Genomic DNA, 23257 nt, shown 5'->3' with positions numbered 1-23257 from the left:
ACCGGCCCTGCCGAAAAGGGCGTCGGTGAACGAAAGGATATGAACCGGCAGGGATTCAGAACTGACCGAGCCCGTTCAAGGCCGGCCGACCAGCCGGTCCAGCGGCTCCACCAGTTCCTCTTCCTCGTAGCCGAGATGGGAGCTGAGGATGCGGTCCAGCACCGCTGCCAGATCCTGGACCTCACCCAGTCCGCTGTCGTCCTGGACGAGGATGACCAGGGCGGCATCGAGCCGGGCCAGCGCCTCGGCGATGACCGCGTGCTCGTGTTCCAGTCGTTCCACTACAGGTCCCAGTGAGTGTGGTGCGTGGTGAGGGTGCGGCTGATCAAAACGCGCGCACGTGGTTCTCCCGGGCCCCACGTCCCGGTGCGGCCCGCGCGGCCGGGGAATCACTCGCCGAACCTGACCCAAACGGACCGCTCCTGCCCTTGCCTTGGCGGAGCAGGCCTCTGACGACCGCCTTTGCGTACGGGTCCGTGGAGCCGGTTGTAGGCCAGGAAAGTGCCTTCTCGCTCTCTTTGAGGACGTTAGGGGCCGACGGTTCCCATCCTCGGCAAGGCCTCTCTGCCCTCTTCCGCATGCCCGTCCATGTGGCACGGCTGGCGGTCACCGGGTCGGGAATAGGCGGCGCGCCAGCGGGAGTTAGTCCACACGAGCTATGTAGTTTACCGTTCAACCAACAAGGACTGCACCATGACCAAGATCGCCATCATCACCGGCAGCACCCGTCCTGGCCGCAACAACGCGGCTGTCGCCCAGTGGGTCCACGACATCGCGGCCAAGCGCCAGGACGCCGAGTTCGAGCTCGTCGAGATCGCGGAGTTCGGCCTGCCGCTGTTCGACGAGAGCATTCCGCCGTCCATGGGGCAGTACGCCAACGAGCACACCAAGGCATGGGCCGCCAAGGTCGCCACATTCGACGGCTTCGTCTTCGTGACCCCCGAATACAACCACTCCACGTCCGGCGCGCTGAAGAACGCGATCGACTTCCTCCACGCCGAGTGGAACAACAAGGCCGCCGGCTTCGTTGGCTACGGCAGCGTGGGAGGAGCCCGTGCCATCGAGCACCTCCGCGGCATCATGGCGGAACTGCAGGTAGCCACCGTGCGCAACACGGTGATGCTGTCACTGTTCACCGACTTCGAGAACTTCTCCGACTTCAAGCCCGCCCCCTTCCAGGAGGAGTCGGTCAACCCGATGCTTGACCAGGTCATCGCCTGGAGCAACGCACTCAAGCCGCTGCGCGACGCGGCCTGACGCGGTAACCGACAGGCCCTGGGCCGGCACGCCAGCCGACCACCACTTCTTGCCCATACCGGACGCCGGCCCAGGCGCCCAGCACGGAAGTACAGGGCAGTGATTGCTGTGATCATCGGGAACGCCCTGGTCGAGGAGTACGAGCGCGCACACCTCTTCTTCGAGACCCGCGACTACAACTTTGCCGCGCGTCCCCCGGCGACTCGACGCCTCACCCGTACCTGTCTTGTGCTGCCGTGAGCGGTGGTGTCCCGGCACTCCAGCCGGGACACCGCTTTCGGTAGCCGTTCAGCCCTGCCTTGCCACCATGGGCCAGGAGAGCCACTGACCATGCGCCAGTTCGTCCACAGTCGGGGACAACTGCGGCCGTGCACGGTCCTGCGGCGTTCGAACCTCGTGGCGTCCCTCCTCAGAGCCCCCCCCACGCCGATAGACATGAATGGGCTCACTCCGAGCGGTGATTGCATCGCCCACCGAGCTCGGCTTCCTCGGTCTCGACCGCCTGGATGACGCCGTCACCCGCTTGGAGGCCGGCGCCCAGGAGGCAGGCCGCGACCCGGCGCAGCTGCGCTCTCGCCTGCACCGCAGCCGGCGGTGCCCTGGCCGTCACCGGCGCCATACTGCTGGGCATCACCACCCACCGGCACCAGCATTGCCCGTCATAGCCGTGCCGGCAGGCGCCGGGCCTTGATCCCCCTCCTGGCACGTCGAGCGCGCTGGTGGCGCGAGACCGCGCTGATGGGTCGCGATCACCCTCGCTCTCTGGCTGCTGGGCAAGAGCCTTGGCCGCCCGGCCAGTCTCGCACCGTGCGCAGCGTCCTCCGCCCTGATGATCGCTATCGGAGAGGGGGACTGGGTACGCCGGTGCTGGAGGTCTCGCCGACACGGCATCGGCCCCGGAACACCGCCCCCCTGACGCCCGGGGAGGGAGCCCGTCTACGGAAGCGGGGCTCACGGCAACGAGCAGGGCGGAGACGATCCACTCGTCTCCGCACCCGGGCGGTCAGGCTTACCTTGCGGACTTCGGCTTGGCTACCGCCTTCTGGCGGGCGGTATCCAGTTCCGCATCTGGTCCCACGCCGGCTCCAGGATGTCGGCCCCGCACCCGCGGGGATGTTCCCGCTTCGCCGAAGCTCTCGGCCGTGTGCGACGTGTCGGCCCCGCACCCGCGGGGATGTTCCGTCCGCCAGGCCGGATCCGACGCCGGCCAGCGTGGTCGGCCCCGCACCCGCGGGGATGTTCCGGCCCTCGCCTACCGCACCCTCTCCGGCATCGAGTCGGCGCCGCCCGCGGGGTGTGCTCGGGGAGGGCGCGCCTGGTTGGGCAGCCCGCGCCCACACTCGCGCCAGGGTTGGCCCCTCGCGCGGCTTGCTCGACGCCGTGGTCCCCGCGCCTGCGAGGTTGGTCCCGCAATGGCCGTGCCCTCTGGGGCTCTTCTCGCTCGTCGCCCCCGCGGCTGCGGGCTTGGCCGCTACGAAAGCGGTGTCCCGGCTGGAGTGCCGGGACACTACCGCTCACGGCAGCCTCGGCTGGGAGTCCGGCGCGGACTGGGTGCGCGAGCCCCCTACAACCGGCTCCTGACACGCACCGACCCGCTGGGTGCAACCACGGTGTTCGGTTACGACGACGACGGCCGACTCACCTCCCTCACTCGCGCCGACGGCAGCCAGATGCGGGCCACGTACAACGACCTGGGGCTGCCCGTCGAGCTGACGCAAGAGGGCGGGGCGCGCTGGCAGCAGGAGTTCGACGAGCGCGGAAACCGCCTCTCCGTCACCGATCCGGCTGGTCGCACCACCCACTACACACACGACTCCCTGGGCCACATCACCTCGGTCACCGACGCCGTAGGAGCGGTCACGCAACTGCGCCGCAACACGGCGGGCCTGCTTGTCGAGCGCGTGGACCCGGCCGCAGCAGGGGTCGCGGCGGGGGCGGCGTTCTGGGTGGCGTTCGTGCGCTTGAACGCCCGCATCCGGCGCGAGCTCGGGGCCCGCCTGATGCCCGGGCTCGATCCTCTCCTTCGGCATCCCACCCGGCTCACCGTGATCGCATTCCTGAGCGGGTGCACCGAGGCCGAGTTCTCGGCCGTGCGCGACTACTGCCAGGTCTCGGACTCGGTGCTCAGTAAGACCGCGAGCGCGTTGGAGGAGGCAGGCTACATTGCGGTGAGGAAGGGCTACGTCGGCAAACGCCCCAGCACCTGGCTGGCCGACACCCGGACCGGCCGCCAGGCGCTCGCCGACCACCTGGCGGTCCTCCAGCAGCTGGTCGCGACCGCGGAAGCCGCCGGCGCGGAGCACGGGGAGGCGTGACCAAGAGCCCGGTCCCCACGTCCGTACGGCGCATCGCGGCCTGTTTCCTCCGGCCGGGCCGGCCCGTATGCAGCGAGGTAGACATCAGCCGCCACCGCGGGCGCATGACTTCCGCCTGGGCGTCGACCTGTTGCACGGTTGCCGTCCGGCGGTCGTCGGCCGATTCCTTTCTGGCTCCCCTGATCCGGCAGGGGTTCGTCGTCGGGCACGTGGCTGGTGCCGCAGCGGGCGCCGACCGGAGTCGGGGCGGTTGTGGACCGGGCCGAACGAGGGGCCGCGGCCGGAGCCATGACCGACCCCGGGATCAGAAGTACTTCACCGCGGTCCCGTAGACGACGAAGCTCCGTCCGAAGCCCTGCCCAGTCTCAGACTGCGCTACAGCGATGCGAAGACCGACGATCGCATCGGTGCCCCGCTCGGCGGATTGCTCCTCAATGGCTGACAGAGCCTGCTCGAGGCTGCCCTTGTAGCCCGTGTCTGCGGTGACCAGCCACGCTTCCGCATGGGGCGGGCTGCCGTACGCAGAAATGGGGGCTCTCGTTGGTGGTGTACATCTCCATGACCGCAGCTCGGTGCTGCTCCGTGCACCCGCACGTGGGCAGCGCCGTTCGGCGCTCATTCCCGAGTCCGAACCAAAAGGCCTCGAGCCGGGAAGGCCCTCTTGGTGCTGGTGCTGGTGCTGGTGCTGCTCTCTGCTGATGCAGACCGCGCATCCGTTCTGGTCCACCGGCCGCGGCCTGTCTCCTGCCGCCCGGGTGGCGCTGCGCCAACACGGAGGCGTGGTACCAGCAGAGCGCCCGCGTTGTGGGAGTTGTTCCGGCGGGTGGTGCCGCCGACCGAGGTCATACGCCCGCAGGGCGGAGGCCGGCGGCGGGTCAGGTTCCGGGGACGTCGAGGGCGGGCGGATCCGCATGGTGGCGCATCCGAGGCCAGAGCGGGTGGGAGGCGAGCTCGTTCAACAGGATCTTTGCGACGGCCCGGTCGACCGTCCGCGTCCTGTCACGCTCGTTGACTAGGTAAGGCGTCGCGCTGGCCCAGAGTTCCTGGGCCGCATCGTTCAGGCGCCGGGTGATGTCCGCCATCTCGGTCACAGCCGGCTGCCCGCGCAGGTGGGGGGAGACGTACTCGGCGAGGACCTTCTCGTGCACACCGGGGTGGCCAGGCTGTGCGCACACGCGCCACACCAGGTTCAGTTCGTCCTCCGCGGTCAGGGACTGCACCCAGGACCGCAGCATCGCCTCGGTCCACGGCGCGAGGCCGTAGGGGCCCGGCGGCTTCCACACAACGTCGCGGTCGAGCACAACCGGACGCCCGCGCGCAGCGCGCTCAGGTACCCCGTACGCGGCGCGCACGGTACGGATCGCGTCCTCGTACGAGTCGATCTCCGTGTCTATCGTGAACTTCAACGCCCCACCCCCAACTCCTGTGGCACGAACGCTACCGGCCGGCGCAGCTCTGGCCCAGGGCGCCGTCGCGGCACCTCGTCGAGCAACGGACGCACTCCTTCTCCGACTCCGGGCCGAGCGCGGATCTCCCCGGTCCGCCGGTGCTCGTAGCCCGCCCTGTCGGCGACACGGCACGGGTACACGGCCGACCGGGTGGCGGTGCCGGTGTCGCGATCAGCGAAGAGAAGCGTGATAACCGGTCACCGCGCCAGGCGGTGATCGATTACGGACGGGCATCGGTCAACCCCCACGTCGGCGCCGTGATCGATCCAGGCAACTCTCTGCGGACCGGGAGATCAGCCGTGGTCTCGACGTCCCCTCGAAGGTCACCACCACCGCATCAGCCTCTGTGCGTCGCGCCCTCGCTCACCAGATCCAGCGCGACCGGCTCAGGCACGACGCCTAAGCTAAGTGGTCGCTCTCGATTCTGTGTGGCGTCTGGGGCGCAGTCCAGGGCATCTTCCGGGTGCTGCGGCAGACTCCCGCACGTAAGATCCACCTCTGCTGATCGGCTTGCCGCCTTGCCCGTTGCCACCGCCCGCCCGATATCGCTGACCGCCTTGCAACGGCAGCACCTGAAGCAGGCGGCCTGGGGCAACAAGACCCCGCACCAGGCCCGGACGCGGGCGCAGGTGGTGCTGCACGCCGCGGCGGGCGCTCCAACGCGCGGATCGCCGCTCAACGAGACCCAGTTCATCCTCACGGGCGCGCAGGAAGTCCTCCTGAAATCTGGAATGCCGGGTTGCGTCCGCCATTCGACACCGGATTCGACCTAGGGGGCAGACTTATCTGCCGATCGCAGTGCTGTAGGCATAGAGAACGACAACACCGGCCACGCAGGTGATGATCACCCAGGAGCCGAAGCTCGTGTGTCTCCCACCAGGCCCAGGCCGCGCGGACTTCCCGGACCGTCTGGTCCGATCAGATGCCGCCGGTCTCGGCGCAACCGGTGTGACGTCGGCAGCTGCCTCGGCGAGCAGGCGGCGGCACGTCGCGGCGAGCTCGCCCGTTCCGGCGGAGAGTGGCACGACAGCCTCCGAACGCGCTGGGGCGGTGGTGCCGCCGTCGAGGATGCGTCCCGCGCGGACGAGGATCTCGTCCCGGCCGCCGGCAGGAGCGAGGCTGATCCAGCGCCGCACGTGCTCACCCCGGATGACCACACCCCCGGATCGTTCCCGGTAGACGGTGTGCTCCCGCCACAGCGCCTCCGCCAACTCCCCTGCAAGGTCCTTCAGTTGTGTACTCATAACCCCTCCCCCTTCACCATGTAGCAAAGCGAATAAGCATCGCACTTTAGCGTCAGGTGCACGCCAAGTCCCTAATCGTGGCCATGCCGATGGCCCTTACGGCCGGACTCGATGAACAGACTCTGGTCGGTCGCGCGTTGGTGGACAGCCGGTGGCGATCACCAGCGAGGTACGGTCGGCGAGCGCGGGCCGTGGGCATCGCCCTGCTCGACCAGGTCGCCGAGAACGCCGGAGGCGCCGTCCGCAAGGCGCTGGTCGACCAGGGCTTCAAGAACGTCATGCACGGCACCCTCCTGGGCATCGACGTCGAGACCGTCGAACGCAACCCGCAGGACAAGGGGTTCGTCCCGCAGCCGAAGCGGTGGAAGGTCGAGCAGACCTTCGGGATCCTGATACTGCACCGGCGCCTGGTCCGCTCCCAAAACGCCTCAGGGGCCATCCGAAGATGACCCCTGACCTGCGAAAATATCCGATGTAACCGTCGAGACGACAGGATTTGAACCTGCAACCCCTTGCCCCCAGCGATGCGGCCTACCCCCGGTCAAGCCCTCGAGCGCCGATGCGCGCAATTGCGGTACGCAGACAACCGCACGGCTCCGTGCAGGGAAACTCCGCGATGCCGGGAAGCTCCGATTGCGCAGAGCACACCGCACACCCCATCGCGCCCGTTCCCGGGCGACCGGTCACCTACCGGGCCGGTACCTCCGCCCGACATGGCCCTCGAGGTCATCGGGATAGAAGTAGACAGGCCGCAGGTCGCCGTTCGCGTAGCGTTCGGCCTGGTCGTCGAAGTGCGGCGAGTCGGGATGCCCGCTCACCCCGCCCGCCGTCACCGCCCAGGCGCGCAGTCGCGGCCCGAACTCCACCACCGCCACGAAACTGTTGCCGCTGGTGCCGTAGTAGCGCTTAGTTCCCGGGTAGGCCTTGGCTCCGAACGAGGCGAGGGAGCCCCATCGCGCCGAGGTGAAGGGCACGGGGATGCTCGGCTTGGCGTCGCTGAACTCCTGGACGATCGCACCGTCGTTGCGCTGGTAGCGGTTGATCTCGCCCCACGGCACCTTCCAGCTGCCGAAGTCCCGCCGCAGCCGCTGTGTCGCTGTCTCGAGCGCCCCGAGCCGCTGCGCGTCCGTGGCGCGGTCGGCCATGTAGTCCCATACCGACATCCCGGCTTCCGCCGCCGCCTGGGACGTGAGCGCCCACAGGTCCTCGCCCCAGAACACGGCCACCGACGTCGCGGTCGACTCCGCGGCCCACCGGTGGTCCCAGTCGCGAAGCAGGCCGATCGGATCGGCCAGCTTCGCCTTCTGCCCGTTGTGCTCGGGCAGTTGGTCCCACGCGGCGACGAGCCCCGGCACCAGCCGCGCGAAGGCGGTGAGGTACGGATCGAACGCGGCCTCGATCAGCGTCTGCGGGGTGAAGTCGTCGCGCGCGGTCAGCACCCGGACTGCCTGCGGCCCGCGCGGGTTCTCGCCGAACCGGTCGAAGTAGCGTGGATAGTCGGCCGCGTCGGGGCTGTCCGCGCCGGCGGCGGTCCAGGGCCAGTTGTTGGTGTTGAACGCCCAGCCGTTCTTCGGGTTCACAACCTGCGGCATGCTGTCCAGGCTGTGCAGTCCACGCCAGTCGGTCGCCGGATCACTGCCGTCGACGGGCTTGAGATAGTCGAACCGATCGTCTCTCACCGGCATGAACTGCGGCATCAGGAAGGCGACATCACCCTTCGAGTCCGCGAAAAGTGTGTTGTTCGAGCTGTTCGCCTTCAGTCCCGCGACCTTCAGGTACTGCGTGTAGTCCCGCGTCGTGGTGCGCAGGAAGCTCTGCTTGAGCGCCTCGACGGGCTTGTTCATCAGCGCACACGCGATCCACTTGCCGTCCGCCTCGCGCACGATCGGGCCGTGGTGTGTGGCGAACGTGGTGAAGCTGCGCTCCTCCTGCCCGCCCTTCGCGGTACGGAAGGACAAGGTGATCGTCTTCGTAGTGACGGGGCGCAGTTCGTCGCCGTAGCGGTAGGAGCGGGTTCCGTTGGCCCCCGTCACGATCGTCTCGGCGAACTCGTCGATGTTGTCGACGCCGCTCGTCGTGTGCATCCAGCCCGTGTGCGCGTTGAAGCCCTGGTAGATGAAGAACTGCCCCCAGGTGGCGGCACCATAGACATTGAGCCCCTCGCCGCTCGTCACATGCTGCTCCGCACGGAAGAAGAAGCTGGTGTGCGGGTTGATCAGCAGCAGCGCGTGGCCGTCCCGCGTGTGGCTCGGCGCGATGGCTATGCCGTTCGACCCCGTGGGTTCACGCAGCACCAGCCCGCGCTCCTCGTCGGTCATCGGCACGTCCCGCTTGCCGTAGAAGGCTTCGAGCTGGGTGAGCAGCACCGACTCGATGTCGCCGCCGATGCTGCCCTCCGAGAAGCTCAACGGCATCCACGGCTCGAACCGGTCGAGCACGCGTGGACGCACCTCGGGGTGTGTCGCGAGGTAGTAGTTGAGTCCGCCCGCCCAGGCCTGCATCAACGTGCGCAGCCACGCCGGGCACTTCGCATATTCCTTCTTCAGCGCCTCGGGGTCGAGGAACAGCCGCTGACGCAGGTCCTGCCAGATCGCGCTCTCGCCCTCGGCCTCGGCAAGACGACCCAGGGCGACGAGGTAGTTCTGCTCGATCCGGTTGAAGTCGTCCTCCGCTTGGGCGTACATCATCCCGAACACCGCGTCGGCATCGGTCTCGCCCACGATGTGCGGAACGCCCCAGTCGTCCCGCGTGATCGTCACCTGGGCAGCGTGTCTGCGCCAGCGGGCCTCATCGGCCGAAGTCGGCGCCGATGCCGCGAACGCGGTGCCGGACGGCAGCCCCGCCGCGGCAACGGCCAGCCCGACTGCTCCGCCCAGGACGCGGCGTCGGCTCAGCCCGGAGTTCTGCGCATGGCTCATGAGTGCTCCTTCTTCCTTCAAGGATCAGGGGATCGTGCAGCTTTACGTGATCTTGCGGGCGGTGGTCCGCTCGCTGGGCCCGCGGCGCTCTGTCCGGCCGGTACGGCATGCCCGTCAGACCGCTGCGTCGCCGCACCGCCCGACCCGGGCACGATGAGCGCGGCGTTCTCGCGGCATGAAGCCCTGGCCCGGTCCGTGCGCCCGCGCTCCTCACGGCCCACGACCGGACGCGTATCCGCCATGCTTGGCTCGGATGCCGAACAGCCCATCGCGGCCGGCGTCTTCAAGGCGAGCGGAGTGGTCGCCGTCCACGGTCACGAAGACGCCCGTCGCTCGAGGGGCTCCGCCGGGATCTCACCTCGGTCGCCGACAACCTCACCCACGGCGGCAGCAGGGCAGGCCGGCACAGGCACATCACGCCGGCCTCGGAATCGTGTCGGCGACCTGCCGCTGCAACGCCGCTCGGCCCAACACCCTTGGTTGTCCTACCGAGATGACGCCCACAGTCATCACCCTGATCGTCACCTCCACCACGCACCCGGCAACCATGACCAGGTGACCTCCCTGACGGCACACGCGAGTTCCGGTGATCACCCACGCGGACAGTCCTACCCAGCAAGAGGCGCCCTGACAAGGCCTCGCCCCTCTGCAAGCGGAAGCTCTTCGTTCATCGCGGAGCAGGGGTGCGTCAATCCCCTCGAACTGCGGAGGTTTCGGCGCACAGCGCGCCGTCCGTAGCCGGCGGCACCCAGCGCGAAGTACCGCAACTACAGCAACCGCCCCGTCCGGTAGCGTCCCTCTGGGGCCTCGTAGCAGCCGGTATGGCCGTTGCTGACCGTTCCGGCTGGAGCTACGGATCAGAAGGTGGTGCGTGCCCGGTGCGTCAGGGAACAGCGGTCAACGACGGGTGTGTTGCAGCAGGTCGAGTCGGCTCCCGGCCCCGTCGTCGCTGGTCAGGACCTCAACGCGTACCGAACCAACGGCGATTTCACCCAAATCCGCTCCACCGACCTGGTGGCGTGCGACGCCTCGCGAGGAATGGCCGGAGGCCGGACGCCTCCGCCGCGGCCAGGGCTTTACGGGGCATCCCCCGAAAGGCCCTGTCGGTCGTCAACGTTCGCGGAGAATGGCGTACAGGGTCAGGCCGGCGCAGGGGCTTTGGGGTCGACCCTGACCAGGCCGAGGTAGCTCACCGACGCGGTCCAGGACGGCCTCACGGGCTTGCAGCCCGCAGGTCACCCTGCCAGGCTCGGTGAAAACGGGGGCGTTTTCGCGGTGCTCTTGGCCTATGTCGTCCTGGTGACCGCGTTGGACAGGGCGACACCCGACGTGGAGATGCGGCTGTCCGCACCAGAAGGGGCCTTGCCGCCCTTCTGCCGTGCGGCCTGCACCGGATGACGCGAAGCGCAAGTCGGCTCAGCTGCCCAGGTACTCGTGCACCAGGCGAACGGCCGTGGCTCCCTCGCCCACCGCCGAGGCGACACGCTTGATCGAGCCCTTCCGTACGTCTCCCGCCGCGAATATGCCGGGCACGCTCGTCTCCAGCGGCATGGGGTCTCGACCGAGTGGCCAGCCCGCCGGGGACTCCTCGCGGATCTCGCGCCCCGTCACCAGGTAGCCCTGCCCATCACGCGCCATGCTGTCCGGGAGCCACTGCGTGTGCGGTTCACCTCCGATCATGATGAACAGTGCGGCTGCCGGAACCCGCTCGACGGTGTCCGCCGTCCGATCCCCGAGCGTCAGGTGTTCCAGGTGCTCACCGCCGCCACCATCGACCACCTCCGTCCGATGGCGGACGATGACGTTCGGCGTCGCCTCGACGGCACGCACCAGATAAGCCGACGCTGACTTCGCCAGGCTGTCGCCCCGAACCACCAAGGTGACCGTGCGAGCGTGCTTGGCCAGATGCACCGCGGCCTGACCGGCCGAGTTTCCGGCGCCGACGATGAAGACGTCCTGGTCTCGCATCGCCCGGCTCTCGCCCACGGCCGTGCCGTAGAACACGCCGGAACCGACCAGGGCTTCCAGGCCCGGCACGCCGAGTCGCCGCCAGTCGGCACCTGTGGCGATCAACACCGCGCGTGCGCTGACCTCGGAGCCGTCCAGCATGTGCACAACTCGCCGGTCGCCGCGGCGTTCGAGCGCGATCGCTTGTTGCGCGAAGACAATGTGCGCCCCCATCAGCCACGCCTGTTCGCAGGTCTGCTCCATGAGGTCGCCGCCAGCAATGCCGTGGGGGAACCCTGGATAGTTCCTGATCATCGGGCTCGTCCCGGCCTGCCCACCCGAGATGGCCTGTTCGAGCAGCACGGTGTCCAGTCCCTCGGACGCGGCGTAGACGGCCGCCGTCAGGCCGGCTGGCCCGGCACCGACGATGGCGACGTCGGAGACGTCCATGTCGTTCGTGACGCTGACCCCGAGCGCGCGCGCGAGATCGGGCAGTCTCGGATCGATGAACGCCTGGCCGTCATGGCGGATCACCACCGGCAGATGCGACGCGTCGATGCCGGCCTCCCTCAGCAGACGCCGTCCGGCCTCCTCCTCGGCCGGGTAGACCGCGAATGGCAGGTTGAAGCGCGCCATCACATCGCGCAGCTGCAGCACACGGCGGTCGCCCTTTCGGGCGACGACGCGGAACAGTTCGAATTTCGGTTCCTGATCCCTCGTCCACGAGGACAGGAACTCGCTCACGGCGCGGTACAGCATCTCGTCGTTCGCCCACGGCCGCACGATGTGGTAGTCGGCGCGGCCGAGTGCGATCGCCTGTACGGCCGGGCTGGTCGACGAGTAGTCGCGATCTACGAGCAGCACACGCTTGGCGCGCGGATACAGCTCATGTGCCCGCGCGAGGACGTCGACGGAGTCGTCGTCTGCGAGCAGCAGTGCGACGGGTGCCTTGGCCCGCGCCAGTTCCTGTACCGCGGTGAGCGCGGCTTTCGGCGAGCTCGCGCCCTTCACAGCGAAGGCTCTGCCGAACCGTCGCGTGAGGTCGGCGAGCAGCACACCAAGCGAGCTCGGGTCGTGATCCACCACGAAAATGACCGGCCACGTCACCTGTGCAAGCCTAATGGCGGCCGGCGGTTCGTGCGCGGTGACGACTCGGTCGCCGCGACAGTGGCTGTCCATCCTCGGGGCCGCCACCTGGCGTCGATCTTTCGGCTGCCGCGTCGGGATGACCACCAACCGGGCGTCGCGTCTGTGCTGATAGATCAACGCTGCCTTCTCCGACGACTGCCCCGCCCGGACCATCGTGTGCTTGAGCTGGCGAGAGTCGTTCACCGGACTCTCCACGGTGACGACGAAGGCCGGACCGTCGAAACGGTCCGGCCCTTTCGCCTGGCCTGGTGGCCCGTGTTGGTGTCAGCTTCCGGGCTGCAGGATCGCCCAGGCGTCGCCCGGAGCGGACTCGGTCCCGTCGGCGTGGACGGCGGTCACCCAGAAGAAGTGGGTCGTACCGGTGGCGGCCGTGGTGTCCGTGTAGGACAGACCGGTGACCGGCTCCGCCGTCAGCTGCTCGTACGACCCAGCGTCGTGGTTCCACCGGTAGACGCGGTAACCGGTCGCCTCCCCGACCGCCCCCCCAGCCCAGCTCCGCGAACGTCATGCTCTCCGGGGACGCCTTCAGGTGGCATCGATTCCGCTCAACTCAGCCTTGCACCGACGGGCCTGATGCAGCCCGAAGCGCTCAGGTTGTCTCAGCGCGCGGGTGAGCGCACTCCGGAAGCGGCCTTCTTGATGAGCGCGGCAACGACTGCCGGCTGCGACAGGAAAATCGCGTGGCTACCGGCGGCTTCGGCAACAGTCGAGCCAGCCCGCTCAGCCATCGAGCGCTGAGCTGCCGGGGGGATCATCTTGTCCTCGGTCGTGACGAGATACCAGCTGGGCTTGGTCCGCCACGCTGGCTCGCTGATCGTGCCGTTCAAAGCGTCAACGCCCCACGGGACCTGCGAGTCGGCCATGAACGCGGCCGGTTCGGCATCCACGTCGCCTGCGAACGAAGCAGGGAACTTTGCCTTGTCGAGGAACAGGAAGCCGTCCTCCGGCGGCAGAATCGGCGGTACGGGCGCTCCGGGCGGCGGGTTGGCAATGAGCGAATTTACTGACTCGTCCCGGTCTGGCGCGAAGGCCGCAATATAGACGAGCCCCGCCACATTGGGACTATTCCCTGCCTCGGTGATGACCGCTCCGCCATAGGAATGGCCAACGAGAATGACCGGTTCGCTCTGCGCATCGATGACGTGTTTGGTCGCGGCGACGTCACCGTCGAGTGTCAGTGTCGGATTCTGGACGACGCTGACGCTGTAGCCATCCTTCTTCAGGAGGTTGTATACCGCCTGCCAGCCGGAGCCGTCGACAAAACCGCCGTGGACGAGTACCACCGTCCCCGATGTCCTTTCGGCACCCATGATGATCTCCTTCCTCAGGGCACGAAGCGGTGTAACAATGGTACATATGGCCATAAACACGACCAACCGGGTCCGGCCGCACCAGTGGATGGGCTTGAACCCCCAAGCGGTCGTCCGAGAAGGCGCCGTACAGCACGGAAGTACAGCAACCAGCCCGACCTTCGACGCATCGTATGCACTCAGGCCCACGGCTGACCTGCCCAGCAGACCTTGGCGATCGTCGTGCCAGTAGTTCGCATCGAGGGGTCTCCGTCCGAGGACCTGCCGGCTGCTCGTCCGGAGCGGCCGTGCGTCCTGGCGGGATGACGGAGGCCCGAGAGCAGCAGGTGAAGGTGCACCTCCACCTTGAGATCGAGGACGATTGGCCTCCCGCCTGCGTGGAGAGTCTGTGGGCCGTCGACCAGGGCGACGACACGGTGAAGGTGGACAACATCCCGTGGTTCGTCCGTGGAGTGGCGTGCGGCGACACCATCGCGACCCGGAACGATGAGGACGGCCTGCGATGGGCCGGCGACGTCGTCCGTCCCTCAGAGAACTGCACCATCCGGCTCGTCGTGCGCCGCGACGGCGGCTCGGGTGCCGCGCGGCAGAGCGTGCTCAACGCCTTCCACGAACTGGGCGTCTGCGGCGAGGGAATCGAGAAGTTCGGCACGGTCTCCTTGGATGTCCCTCCTACTGCCGACCTCGCAAGGGTCCAACGGCTACTCAACCACGGTGTGGCGCAGGAGTGGTGGGACATGGAGGAGGGGTGCATCACCGCAGCATGGCGCGCGGCCGCCGCGGGTGTCCCATTCCCGATTCCGGTAGCCGTTGCGGTGGTTGACGCGCTCGTCGCTGACCTGCCCGTACTCGGCCCCGCACAGGGCATCGGCCTCGGCGGACATCAGGGCATCGGCGAACGTCTTGACCATCGCACGCAGCAGATCGGGACTCGCCGCGGCGAGGTTGTCCTCGGCAAGGGCGTGCAGGGGCACACTGTCAGGTGCGGTCATCGTGCTGATCTCCTTCGTGACTTCGACATCTCAAAGGATCAGCCGGTGGCCGTTCGTCTATGCAGGCACCACCCCTGATCCGGGGCAAACCCCCGGATCAGGTAGAACCCGTACACCACTTCCCAGGACGCAACCCGGCGCCGCCGCCTGCTCCTGGTTCCGAACGAGAAGAACGAGACTTCAGCTCTGCGGCGACTCCGGGGCCGGCGGCTCAACCGGCGCCGGTTGTTGGTCCTGGTTGGGCTGGTCCTTGGGCTCGTCCTTGGGCTCGTTTTTCGGCTCGTTCTTCGGCTGGTCCTTGGGCTCGTTCTTCGGCTGGTCCTTGGGCTCGTTCTTCGGCTGGTCCTTGGGCTCGTCCTTGGGCTCGTCCTTGGGCTCGTTCTTCGGCTGGTCCTTGGGCTCGTCCTTGGGCTCGTCCTTGGGCTCGTCCTTGGGCTCGTTCTTCGGCTGGTCCTTGGGCTCGTTCTTCGGCTGGTCCTTGGGCTCGTCCTTGGGCTCGTCCTTGGGCTCGTTCTTCGGCTGGTCCTTGGGCTCGTCCTTCGGCTGGTCCTTGGGCTCGTTTTTCGGCTCGTCCTTCTTGCTGTCCTTGTCCTTCTTGCTGTCGTCGTCCTTCTGCTTGCCCTTCTCCGGGTACTCCTCTCCCTTGTCGTGGTGCTCCTCTGGCGATTCAGGAGGGGGCAGGACGGGGAACGGCGTTCCGGCAGGCTGGCCCTTCGGTGCGGGAACCTTTTCGTCGCTCTTGCCCAGGAGGTCGCCGATCGGGCGCTGGAACCAGCCCTTGCGCTCCTGGTCGAACATCGTCACGGCCTTCATGGGCTTTTCGGCGGGTGTGGCCACAACGAGGTTGGAGGGTTGGAACGACGACCACTGCCTGCCGGTGTATTTCTGCTTGTCCTCGCCGGCGACGGGCGGAGTCAGGGGGTTGCCGCAGACGCAGCGGACGCGCGGAACGCCGCGGTCGTCGACGAGGACGGCCGTGCCGGCCTGCAGGATGGCCTGATAGCTGGTGGCCGCACCGCTCTTGTACCCGTGGTTCGTGATGCGTGTGTCCCAGACCAGCCGAGTCGGCGTCAGGGACCTCATGTACTGGGGGATTTCGGGCTGCCGGATGTTGAGGACTCCGGCGAAGGCCTGCCCTTTGTCGCCGTTCTGCGTGAGGAACTTGATCTGCTTCTCGACGTCACAGCTCGCGACGTTCTGCGTACCGCCGTACAGTCCCGGGTGGGAACCATTGACGACGAGGGTGCCTGTGCCGCCGTCCGCGCCGGCCGATGACGTACCAGGGCTTGCGGACGAGGCTGCGGCGTCCTTGTCCTGGGTGACGGTTGACGGGGTGAACGGATCAGGGCCGGCCGCGGAGGCGGTCTGGAGGAAGACTTCCCCACCGCCCTTTTTCCCGCCGGGGAGGGTGACCGTGAGGATCACCGCCATCGCGGCACCCACCACCACAGTGCCGGCACCCAGCAAAGTTCTCCGCGTCCGCCACCGGGGCGACAGTCCTCCGCGGCGCCGACCTGGCTCATCGGGTCCGCCGGGCGGACCCGTGGACCCCGGTGGGGGCGGTGGCCCGGGTGGGGGCGGAGGTACCGGCGGCTGCTCACCTGAGGGCCGGCCGGACAGCGGACCGGAGGGAGGGCCGGTGGGGCGCTCGGACGAAGGAGGTAGGGAACTCACGGCACTCTCCTCAACCGCATAGATATCACGGAAATAGAAACTATTCTCATTCGCCTCCCTAAGGCCATTATCGCTCCACGTCCGGGAGGCACGGATCATGAGGCCACCGGCTCTGTCAAAGCCCGCCTCTCGAGTAAGCCCCGAACCTTTCCATCGCGTCACGCCACTACTTTTCGGGACTTGACAGAGAACAGCGTCCCCATAGGGGAAAGGGGCCGCTGGTTCCGGGCCTCTTGACGTCGCCATGGAGCATCGCACCCGTCTGGACTCGACATGTGTCCGAACTGCCGCCTGACCTGCCCCGCCTCCGCATTGTGGAGCTTTACCCCCAGCTGCAGCTCGCCGCAGTGCAGGCCGCGATCCGGCAGCGGGAGCACAAGGCCGAGCCGACGCCACCGCGTATTTCCCAGTCCCCTGACTGAGTCGCCGAGTACGACATCAGCACCGCACACCGGGTCATGCAGATCCACCGTGGTGATTGCGCTGTGACGGGGCCCCGGACGAAGGCGATCAGCGAGCAGGAGACGCGGCAGGGCATCGCTGATGCCGGTGCGTGACAGTTCTGTTCGCCCAGACACGGCGCTGGGGATCTTGGAAGCGCCGATGCGCTCGATCGGTTCCCAAAGAGACTCCGCGTGTTCCTCATGGAAGAGGACGAGCGGCGGTGGCGCTCGCCCAGCAGCCAGGCACAGAGGTGATGGTCACCTTCGCGCCTAGTTTCCTGACCCAGTTTGCCGAGAAGAACGACGACCAGCGCAGGCGAGGTGACGCTGCATTCGGCGGGGCGGAGTGCGGAGTTGTCGTGAGATCGGCTCGAGGCCCGAGATTGTCGGGCACCAGGAGATCCACCACCAGTCGGCCCGGATCTTCGCCGCGGTGGTAGCGGTGCAGCAAATCCGGACCTGGCACCCCCGTCCTTGCGACTGCGGACGCTGGCCCCGTCAACCAGCCAACGGTGATTCCCAAGCTCGGAGCGCGGGCTCGATTCCCCTCACCCGCTCCAGAGAAAGGCCCCAGCGGCGCCCGTCGTGCCCCCGGTCAGGCACCAAGTGCCTGTTCCGCCCAGATGACCTTGCCCTTGGCCGTGTAGCGAGTGCCCCAGCGGTCGGCGCACTGACCTACGAGGAACAGGCCGCGTCCGCCCTCGTCCATTGTCGCCGCGTAGCGCAGGTGGGGAGCGGTGCTGGTGCCGTCGGAGACCTCGCAGGTCAGGTTGCGGTCCCACAGCAGGCGGACGTGGATCGGGGGGCTGCCGTGGCGGATCGAGTTGGTTACCAGTTCGCTGATGATGAGTTCCGTGGCGCATCCCACGTCCGGCGGCATGTTCCATGTCTCCAGTTGCCGGGTGACGTCGGCTCGGACCTGAGAGACGGCTTCGGGTTCGGATGGGATGTCCCATTCGGCGATCCGGTCGGCCGCCAGGATGCGGGTGCGGGCGACGAGCAGGGCTATGTCGTCGCTCTGGCGATCAGGAAGCAAGGCGTCGAGCACGGCCCCGCACGTCTCCTCCGGTGCCTGGTCGGGGTGGGTCAGCGCCGTGCGCAGCAGCTCGAGGCCAACATCGATGTCGCGCTCGCGGTTCTCGATGAGCCCGTCGGTGTACAGCACGAGTTTGCTGCTTTCGGGCAGCTGCAGTTCGGTCGTCTCGAAGGGCAGCCCGCCGAGGCCGAGGGGAGGGCCCACGTGCAGGTCGAGGAAGTCCACCGTGCCGTCGGGATGGACGAGCGCGGGCGGGAGGTGGCCGGCGCAGGCCACGGTGCAGTTGCCAGTGACCGGATCGTAGATGGCATAGAGGCAGCTGGCTCCCGTGACCCCTTCGAGGCTGGCCTCATTCGCCTGGTCGTGGTCGATCCGGATGACCAGTTCGTCGAGGTAGCTGAGCAGCTCGTGGGGTGCCAGGTCCAGGGAGGAGAAGTTGTGGACGGCGGTGCGCAGGCGACCCATCGTGGCCGCGGCGTGCAGGCCGTGGCCCACGACATCACCGACGACCAGCGCCACCCGGGCGCCGGGCAGCGGGATGACGTCGAACCAGTCGCCTCCTACGCCGCCCTGCGCGGGCAGGTAGCGGTAGGCCACGTCGACGGCGCTCTGATCGGGCAGGCCGCGAGGCAGCAGACTGTGCTGCAACGTCACGCCCATGGCGTGATTGCCGGTGATGGCGGATACGATCTGCTCCTGAGTGGTGTACTTCACCTCGAAGAAGCCGTTGTTGCGGCCGAGGCGCAGCACTACCACCCGGTCGGCGACCGTGCGCACCTCATCAATGTTGTGGCTGACCAGCACCACGCCGAGGCCCTGTTCACGAAGGCGCACGATCCGGTCCAGGACGTGGGCGGTCTGTTCGACGCCGAGGGCTGTGGTGGGCTCGTCCAGGATCAACAGCTTCGGCTCGCCGATCAGCGAGCGGGCGATCGCCACCGTCTGGCGCTGACCTCCGGAGAGCGACGCGACCGGGATGCGCACACTGGGGATCGGGAAGGCGAGGCTGTTCAGTAGCTCGCGGGAGCGTTTCTCCATCTCGGCCTTCTTGTTGATCACACCGAACTGGCGGATCTCCCGGCCGAGGAACATGTTGCGCGCGACGTCGAGGTTGTCGCAGAGCGGAAAGTCCTGATAGACGGTGGCAATTCCCAGGTTCTGGGCATCGTGCGGCTCGCGGATGACGACAGGTCGGCCCTGCCACTCGATGACGCCGGTGTCCGCTGGGTTCGCCCCGGCGATCACCTTGATGAGGGTGGACTTGCCGGCGCCGTTGTCCCCGACGACGGCGACGATCTCACCTGCGTTGATCTCGAGATCCACGTCGACGAGGGCCCGCACGGCAGCGAATCGCTTCGAGACCCCACGCAACGACAGCAAGGGCGTGCCAGCCATGCACCCATACTCTCTCGGATCCGGGCGCTTGGCCTCAGCTGGACCTATCGGCCTCGGACATTGACGTGCTCAGCCACGGCGTGGCAGGCCCGTGGGCCGTCCGGCCCATGTTCCGGCCCTGGTCACGAGGACGATGGGGAGCGCAGTCGGACATGATCTCGCTGGTGTGCCCGCACGACGTGGAGGGACGCTGTCGCCGTGGGTGCTTATCGCGACTGCCTTCTCCGCACGTAGCGGTCGATACCGACCGCGGCAATCACGAGGACCCCGGTCGCGACCTGCTGGTACAGCGAGTCGATTCCGGCCTGGGTGAGCCCGTTTTGCAGCACCGCGACGATGAGGGTCCCGATCAGGGTTCCGATGACGCCGCCGCGGCCGCCGAAGAGGCTGGTCCCGCCGATCACGACGGCGGTGATGCTGTCCAGATTCGCGGTGGCGTAAATGCTGGGATCCGCGAGGGGAGTACGCCCCAGGGCCTGACAGGCGGCGATGGCGTAGATGAACGCGGCCAGGACGTACACGCCGAACAGGACGCGGCGGACCCTGATGCCGGCGACCTGGGCGGCGTGCGGGTTGTCGCCGACAGCGAAGACGCGCACGCCCCACGTGGTTCTCTGGCTCAGGGCGTACGCGAGGGCGGCGGTCAGTGCGATCCACAGCAGAACGCCGTACGTGACGGTGACGCCCCCGATGGTGAACCCGTCATTCAACACGGTGAGCAGATCCGCTTCGACGGAGTAGCTCTGGGACTGCGCGTAGAGCTGGGAGACCGCGCTCACGGCGGTCAACACGCCGAGCGTGACGATGAACGCCGGCAGGCCGGAGTAGGAGATGAGTATCCCGTTGACTGCGCCCAGCGCCACGCAGACGACCGCGCCGAGGAGCAGGGCCACCAGCGGATCCCCGGCGATGGCGTACTTAGCGATGACCACGGTGCCGAGCACCATGATCGCCCCGTTGGCGAGGTCGATTCCCGCGGTCAGGATGATCAGTGTCTGCCCGAGAGCGAGGGTGCCGACCACGACGCACTGCTGTGCGATCAGAGAGAGGTTCGCCGCGTTGAGGAACGTGCTGGTGGCGAGGCTGAACACGACGACCGTCGCCACGAGAATGGCTAATGGCACGGAGGACTGGGCCGTGGCGGCGGCCTTGAGCCGGTTGCCCCATGTGGAGGGCGACTTGTGGCGCGAGGCTCCGCCGTCGCGGATGGGCGGCGGAGCGCCCATCACTGCCCCCAGCAGTGAGCCAGGGCCCAGGCGGAGGTCTGGGACGGAACGCCGTTGACCGGCTTGTCGGTGATGAGTGTGGTGCCGGAGTCAGTGACGCCTGAGGGCTTGGTGCCGTCTTGGACGAATTTCTCGATCGCGTCCACGGCCAACTTGCCCATCTTACCGGGGTATTGCATGACGGTCGCCCCGAGCGTTCCCGCCTTGACATTCCGAACACCGCTGCACGCGCCGTCGACCGACACGACTGTCACCTTGCCGGCGAGGCCCTTGTCCGCGATTGCGGTGTGGGCGCCACGCGCGGTCGGTTCGTTGGTCGTGTACACCAGGTTGATGTCCGGGTGCGCGGCGAGCAGGTTCTCCATGGCCACCTGGCCGGTGTCCACCGTGGCTTTCGTCAGGGCGCTGCCAACGATGAGCGGAGAGGCGGCGGTGATGCCGTACCCGGCGAGGAAGCCGTCGCGGCGGCCGCGGGAGGGCCCGTCGGAAAGGTCGAAGTAAAGGAGCATCGCGATGCGCGGGTCGCTGATCCTCTGGTCCTTGGCCCACCGGCCGATGAGCTTGCCGGCCTCGAAGTTGTCGGTGGCGTAGGTGGCGTCGGCGGCGTCCGTCGGGCTGAGCGTCCCGTTGACCGTCACCACGAGGATCCCCGCGGCCCGGGCCTGCTGCACGACAGGGACCAGCGCGGTCGAGTGCGCCGGGGTGAGGACGATCGCGTCAACCTTGTTGGTGATCATGTTCTCGACCGCGGCCACCTGAGTGGCGTAATCGCCGGGCACCTTCGCCTCGGCGGTGATGACATTCCAGCCGTTGGCCTTGGCCGCACGTTCCGTTGCGTTCTCGAGGGTGCTGAAGAACGGGTTGGTGAGGTTCAGCTCAACGATGCCGATCGTCACGTCCCGTGAGCCGGTGGGGGGCGACGAGTCCGTCCCGGCACTGCCGGAGCCGTCACAGGCAGCGAGCCCGGTGGCGCAGACGGCAGCGAGCGCCAAGGCACCGACTCGCACGAGGCATACGCGGCGCGCTCGAACGGCTCTCATGTCGTGTCCTCGGCAGCAGGAGGAGGTCTCCGGTCATTCATCGAGGCCTTCATACACGGCTTTCGTCTGCAGAGTACTGCTCGACGAGGTCGGGGGCTGGTCGAGCGGGGCGGCGTTTCGGCGGAACCCCACATGTCCAGGTGGGTCACGGATCACCGGACAGCCCGATGTCGCAAAATAGGGCAAACTGAAACCTGTGCGATCACTCTTCCGCTCATCTCCTCAACCAGGAACGGGCGGTCACAGCCGGGTCCTCTTGACGCTCGCGCAGTGTGTGCCATTCATCCTCGCGCTGCTCGTGGTGGGGATCGAGCTCTCGCCCGCGCACTTTCTGTATACGGGCCCCATCCTCACCGCGACGCCGGCCCTGGCCGCGGTGATGACGGGCCCCAAAGGCACCATTTGGGCAGCGGCCGTCGCTCTGGCCGTCAGCGTAACCACCGCCACCTTCAACCAGTCGTGGGGTAGCCAGCAGGTCTATACCAATATTCTGGCCATCCTCTTGGTCTCCATCGCGAGCATCATGCTGAGTAGTGCCATACGTACTCGCAGGCAGAGCGAACTCGAGCAGATCCGCAGGATCGCCGTGGCAGCGCAACGAGTCGTACTGCGGCCTGTACCCGCCCGGCTGGGCCCGGTGCGGGTGGCGAGCAGGTACCTCGCGGCTGAGACGGGAGCGCAGATCGGCGGTGACCTTTACGAGGCTGTGCAGACCCGGTACGGGATTCGCTTGATCGTGGGTGACGTCCGTGGCAAGGGGCTACCCGCTGTGCGTTTGGCCGCAGCCGTGCTGGGCGCGTTCCGGGAGGCCGTGCATTACGAGGATGAACTGGTAGAAGTCATGAACCACTGCGCCGCCGCGCTGCAACGGGAGCGCGCCGTACCGGGTGTCGCCGGGGAGGAGGACGTGGTGGTTCAGGGGGAGGTGGATCAGAACAAGGGGGAAGAAGAGTGCGAGAGAGAAGAGCAGGCGGAGGATTTCGTCACCGCGCTCGTGGCTCAGGTGCCCGACTGGCCCGACAGGCCCGTGGTCCAGGTGGTCAACCGAGGCCATCTGCCTCCACTGGTGCTGCACGAGGGCAAGGTTCAGGCCCTGATGGCAGCGTCACCACTACCACCCCTCGGCCTGGAAGACCTCGTCTCCGGCCCTCCGGCCAAGGCGGAGAGCTATCCCTTCGCACCCGGCGACCGTCTGCTGCTGTACACCGACGGCGTGATCGAAGCCCGCAATCGCGACAAGGACTTCTTCGCTCTTCCCCAGGCCATGGAGGCGGTGCCCGCCTGCACCCCGCCGGACTTCCTGGAACAACTGCACCAGGGTTTGATCCGCCACACCGAGGGCTGCCTGGCGGACGACGTGGCGATGATGCTCGTCGACCGGCTCGACGAGGAAGCCGGCGAACACGTCAGCACAGAGGAAGCGGAGGGCGAACACGTCAGCTCAGCGGCTGCCACCTCCGATACAGACGCCATTGACCACCTCCCGCAACGCAGCCGTGGCCTTTCCGCATAGAACAACCGGGGCAGGTCGTTCGTACTCGGGCGGCCGCCGGCGCACACAGCCGAGGGGACACTCGGGAGCAGCGAAGTCTGGCCGGGCTCACTCGGTGGATCAAAGCCCCGGGAACAGGAAATCGGCTCACACACTGTCCACACGGGCTACGCGATGCGCCGGGCGCTCGATCTCCAAGCCGAGGCGTTGCGTGACGCCCTCCGCGATGTGTAGCGGCGTGCCCGTTGCGTGCCCTTGTTTGTTGTCTAGACCGCACTAAGCCTCGATCCACCGGCGTGGTTTGAGAGTGATCTTCAGACCGGTTTCTTATCCGGTTTGGGTCGGTGTCCGGGGATGGGCGGGTGGTATCC

At 67.6% G+C, this 23257-nt stretch carries 15 protein-coding genes and 5 pseudogenes; 7 read left to right on the top strand and 13 right to left on the bottom strand.

Going from position 1 to position 23257, the window contains the following annotated elements; genetic code table 11:
- Positions 1-75: 75 nt before the first annotated feature.
- The gene (locus ACWDO5_RS28055; protein ID WP_450533146.1) at positions 76-282 is read right to left on the bottom strand and encodes a hypothetical protein; all 207 of its coding nucleotides are present in this window, start codon (positions 280-282) and stop codon (positions 76-78) included.
- A gap of 411 nt (positions 283-693) precedes the next feature.
- Here ACWDO5_RS28055 and ACWDO5_RS28050 point away from each other — a divergent pair, with 411 nt between their 5' ends.
- Both ACWDO5_RS28050 and ACWDO5_RS28045 read left to right on the top strand, forming a co-directional pair.
- Positions 694-1257: an NADPH-dependent FMN reductase gene (locus ACWDO5_RS28050; RefSeq protein WP_450533145.1), complete on the top strand. Its 564-nt coding sequence runs from the start codon at positions 694-696 to the stop codon at positions 1255-1257.
- A 99-nt stretch (positions 1258-1356) separates the two neighbouring features.
- Positions 1357-1497, top strand: a complete 141-nt coding sequence (locus tag ACWDO5_RS28045) for a hypothetical protein (RefSeq protein WP_450533144.1) — start codon at positions 1357-1359, stop codon at positions 1495-1497.
- A 205-nt stretch (positions 1498-1702) separates the two neighbouring features.
- Here ACWDO5_RS28045 and ACWDO5_RS28040 read toward each other — a convergent pair whose 3' ends face one another.
- Complete coding sequence (locus ACWDO5_RS28040; RefSeq protein ID WP_450533143.1) at positions 1703-1888, bottom strand: hypothetical protein; 186 nt, start codon at positions 1886-1888, stop codon at positions 1703-1705.
- A gap of 979 nt (positions 1889-2867) precedes the next feature.
- Between ACWDO5_RS28040 and ACWDO5_RS28035 the strand changes: the two genes are divergently transcribed.
- Complete coding sequence (locus ACWDO5_RS28035) at positions 2868-3572, top strand: transcriptional regulator (RefSeq protein ID WP_450533142.1); 705 nt, start codon at positions 2868-2870, stop codon at positions 3570-3572.
- 875 nt (positions 3573-4447) lie between these two features.
- On the opposite strand, the gene ACWDO5_RS28030 is transcribed toward ACWDO5_RS28035, so the two are convergent.
- On the bottom strand, positions 4448-4978 hold the full coding sequence (locus ACWDO5_RS28030; RefSeq protein ID WP_450533141.1) for a hypothetical protein: 531 nt from the start codon (positions 4976-4978) through the stop codon (positions 4448-4450).
- A 560-nt stretch (positions 4979-5538) separates the two neighbouring features.
- Here ACWDO5_RS28030 and ACWDO5_RS28025 point away from each other — a divergent pair.
- Positions 5539-5793, top strand: coding sequence for a hypothetical protein (locus ACWDO5_RS28025; protein WP_450533140.1), 255 nt, complete (start codon positions 5539-5541; stop codon positions 5791-5793).
- Between the two features lie 9 nt (positions 5794-5802).
- Here ACWDO5_RS28025 and ACWDO5_RS28020 read toward each other — a convergent pair whose 3' ends face one another.
- Positions 5803-6264, bottom strand: coding sequence for a hypothetical protein (locus tag ACWDO5_RS28020; protein ID WP_450533139.1), 462 nt, complete (start codon positions 6262-6264; stop codon positions 5803-5805).
- Between the two features lie 188 nt (positions 6265-6452).
- Here ACWDO5_RS28020 and ACWDO5_RS28015 point away from each other — a divergent pair.
- Positions 6453-6680: pseudogene (locus tag ACWDO5_RS28015) on the top strand (IS5/IS1182 family transposase); the annotation flags it as partial.
- A gap of 267 nt (positions 6681-6947) precedes the next feature.
- Here the strand turns inward: ACWDO5_RS28015 and ACWDO5_RS28010 are convergent.
- From ACWDO5_RS28010 to ACWDO5_RS28000, 3 genes are all read right to left on the bottom strand, one after another.
- Positions 6948-9182, bottom strand: a complete 2235-nt coding sequence (locus ACWDO5_RS28010) for a penicillin acylase family protein (protein ID WP_450533138.1) — start codon at positions 9180-9182, stop codon at positions 6948-6950.
- Positions 9183-10598: 1416 nt separating this feature from the next.
- Positions 10599-12431, bottom strand: a complete 1833-nt coding sequence (locus ACWDO5_RS28005) for an FAD-dependent oxidoreductase (protein WP_450533137.1) — start codon at positions 12429-12431, stop codon at positions 10599-10601.
- Between the two features lie 446 nt (positions 12432-12877).
- Positions 12878-13588 (bottom strand): alpha/beta hydrolase, encoded by a 711-nt coding sequence (locus tag ACWDO5_RS28000; protein WP_450533136.1) that lies wholly within the window; start codon positions 13586-13588, stop codon positions 12878-12880.
- 302 nt (positions 13589-13890) lie between these two features.
- On the opposite strand from ACWDO5_RS28000, the pseudogene ACWDO5_RS27995 reads away from it, so the two are divergent.
- Positions 13891-14373 (top strand): annotated as a pseudogene (locus tag ACWDO5_RS27995) (DUF4265 domain-containing protein); the annotation flags it as partial.
- On the opposite strand, the pseudogene ACWDO5_RS27990 reads toward ACWDO5_RS27995, so the two are convergent.
- The 6 genes and pseudogenes from ACWDO5_RS27990 to ACWDO5_RS27965 all read right to left on the bottom strand — a co-directional run.
- A pseudogene (locus tag ACWDO5_RS27990) lies at positions 14362-14580 on the bottom strand (transposase); the annotation flags it as partial. The pseudogenes ACWDO5_RS27995 and ACWDO5_RS27990 sit on opposite strands and share 12 nt — an antisense overlap.
- A 180-nt stretch (positions 14581-14760) precedes the next feature.
- A complete protein-coding gene (locus ACWDO5_RS27985; RefSeq protein WP_450533135.1) occupies positions 14761-16011 on the bottom strand; it encodes a DUF6777 domain-containing protein in 1251 nt (416 codons plus the stop codon).
- A gap of 1281 nt (positions 16012-17292) precedes the next feature.
- Positions 17293-18408, bottom strand: a pseudogene (locus tag ACWDO5_RS27980) (ATP-binding SpoIIE family protein phosphatase); the annotation flags it as partial.
- Between the two features lie 213 nt (positions 18409-18621).
- Positions 18622-19128, bottom strand: a pseudogene (locus ACWDO5_RS27975) (ATP-binding cassette domain-containing protein); the annotation flags it as partial.
- Positions 19129-19334: 206 nt separating this feature from the next.
- Positions 19335-20354: an ABC transporter permease gene (locus tag ACWDO5_RS27970; RefSeq protein WP_450533134.1), complete on the bottom strand. Its 1020-nt coding sequence runs from the start codon at positions 20352-20354 to the stop codon at positions 19335-19337.
- The gene (locus ACWDO5_RS27965) at positions 20354-21361 is read right to left on the bottom strand and encodes a substrate-binding domain-containing protein (RefSeq protein WP_450533133.1); all 1008 of its coding nucleotides are present in this window, start codon (positions 21359-21361) and stop codon (positions 20354-20356) included. Before ACWDO5_RS27965 ends, ACWDO5_RS27970 begins: the two co-directional genes overlap by 1 nt.
- 289 nt (positions 21362-21650) lie before the next feature.
- On the opposite strand from ACWDO5_RS27965, the gene ACWDO5_RS27960 reads away from it, so the two are divergent.
- The gene (locus ACWDO5_RS27960; protein ID WP_450533132.1) at positions 21651-22907 is read left to right on the top strand and encodes a PP2C family protein-serine/threonine phosphatase; all 1257 of its coding nucleotides are present in this window, start codon (positions 21651-21653) and stop codon (positions 22905-22907) included.
- The last annotated feature ends 350 nt before the right edge of the window (positions 22908-23257 follow it).

The sequence above is a fragment of the Streptomyces sp. NPDC000880 genome, assembly GCF_053599675.1.
Note: the sequence above shows the minus strand (reverse complement) of the source record. Positions and strands in the feature narration are given on the sequence as shown.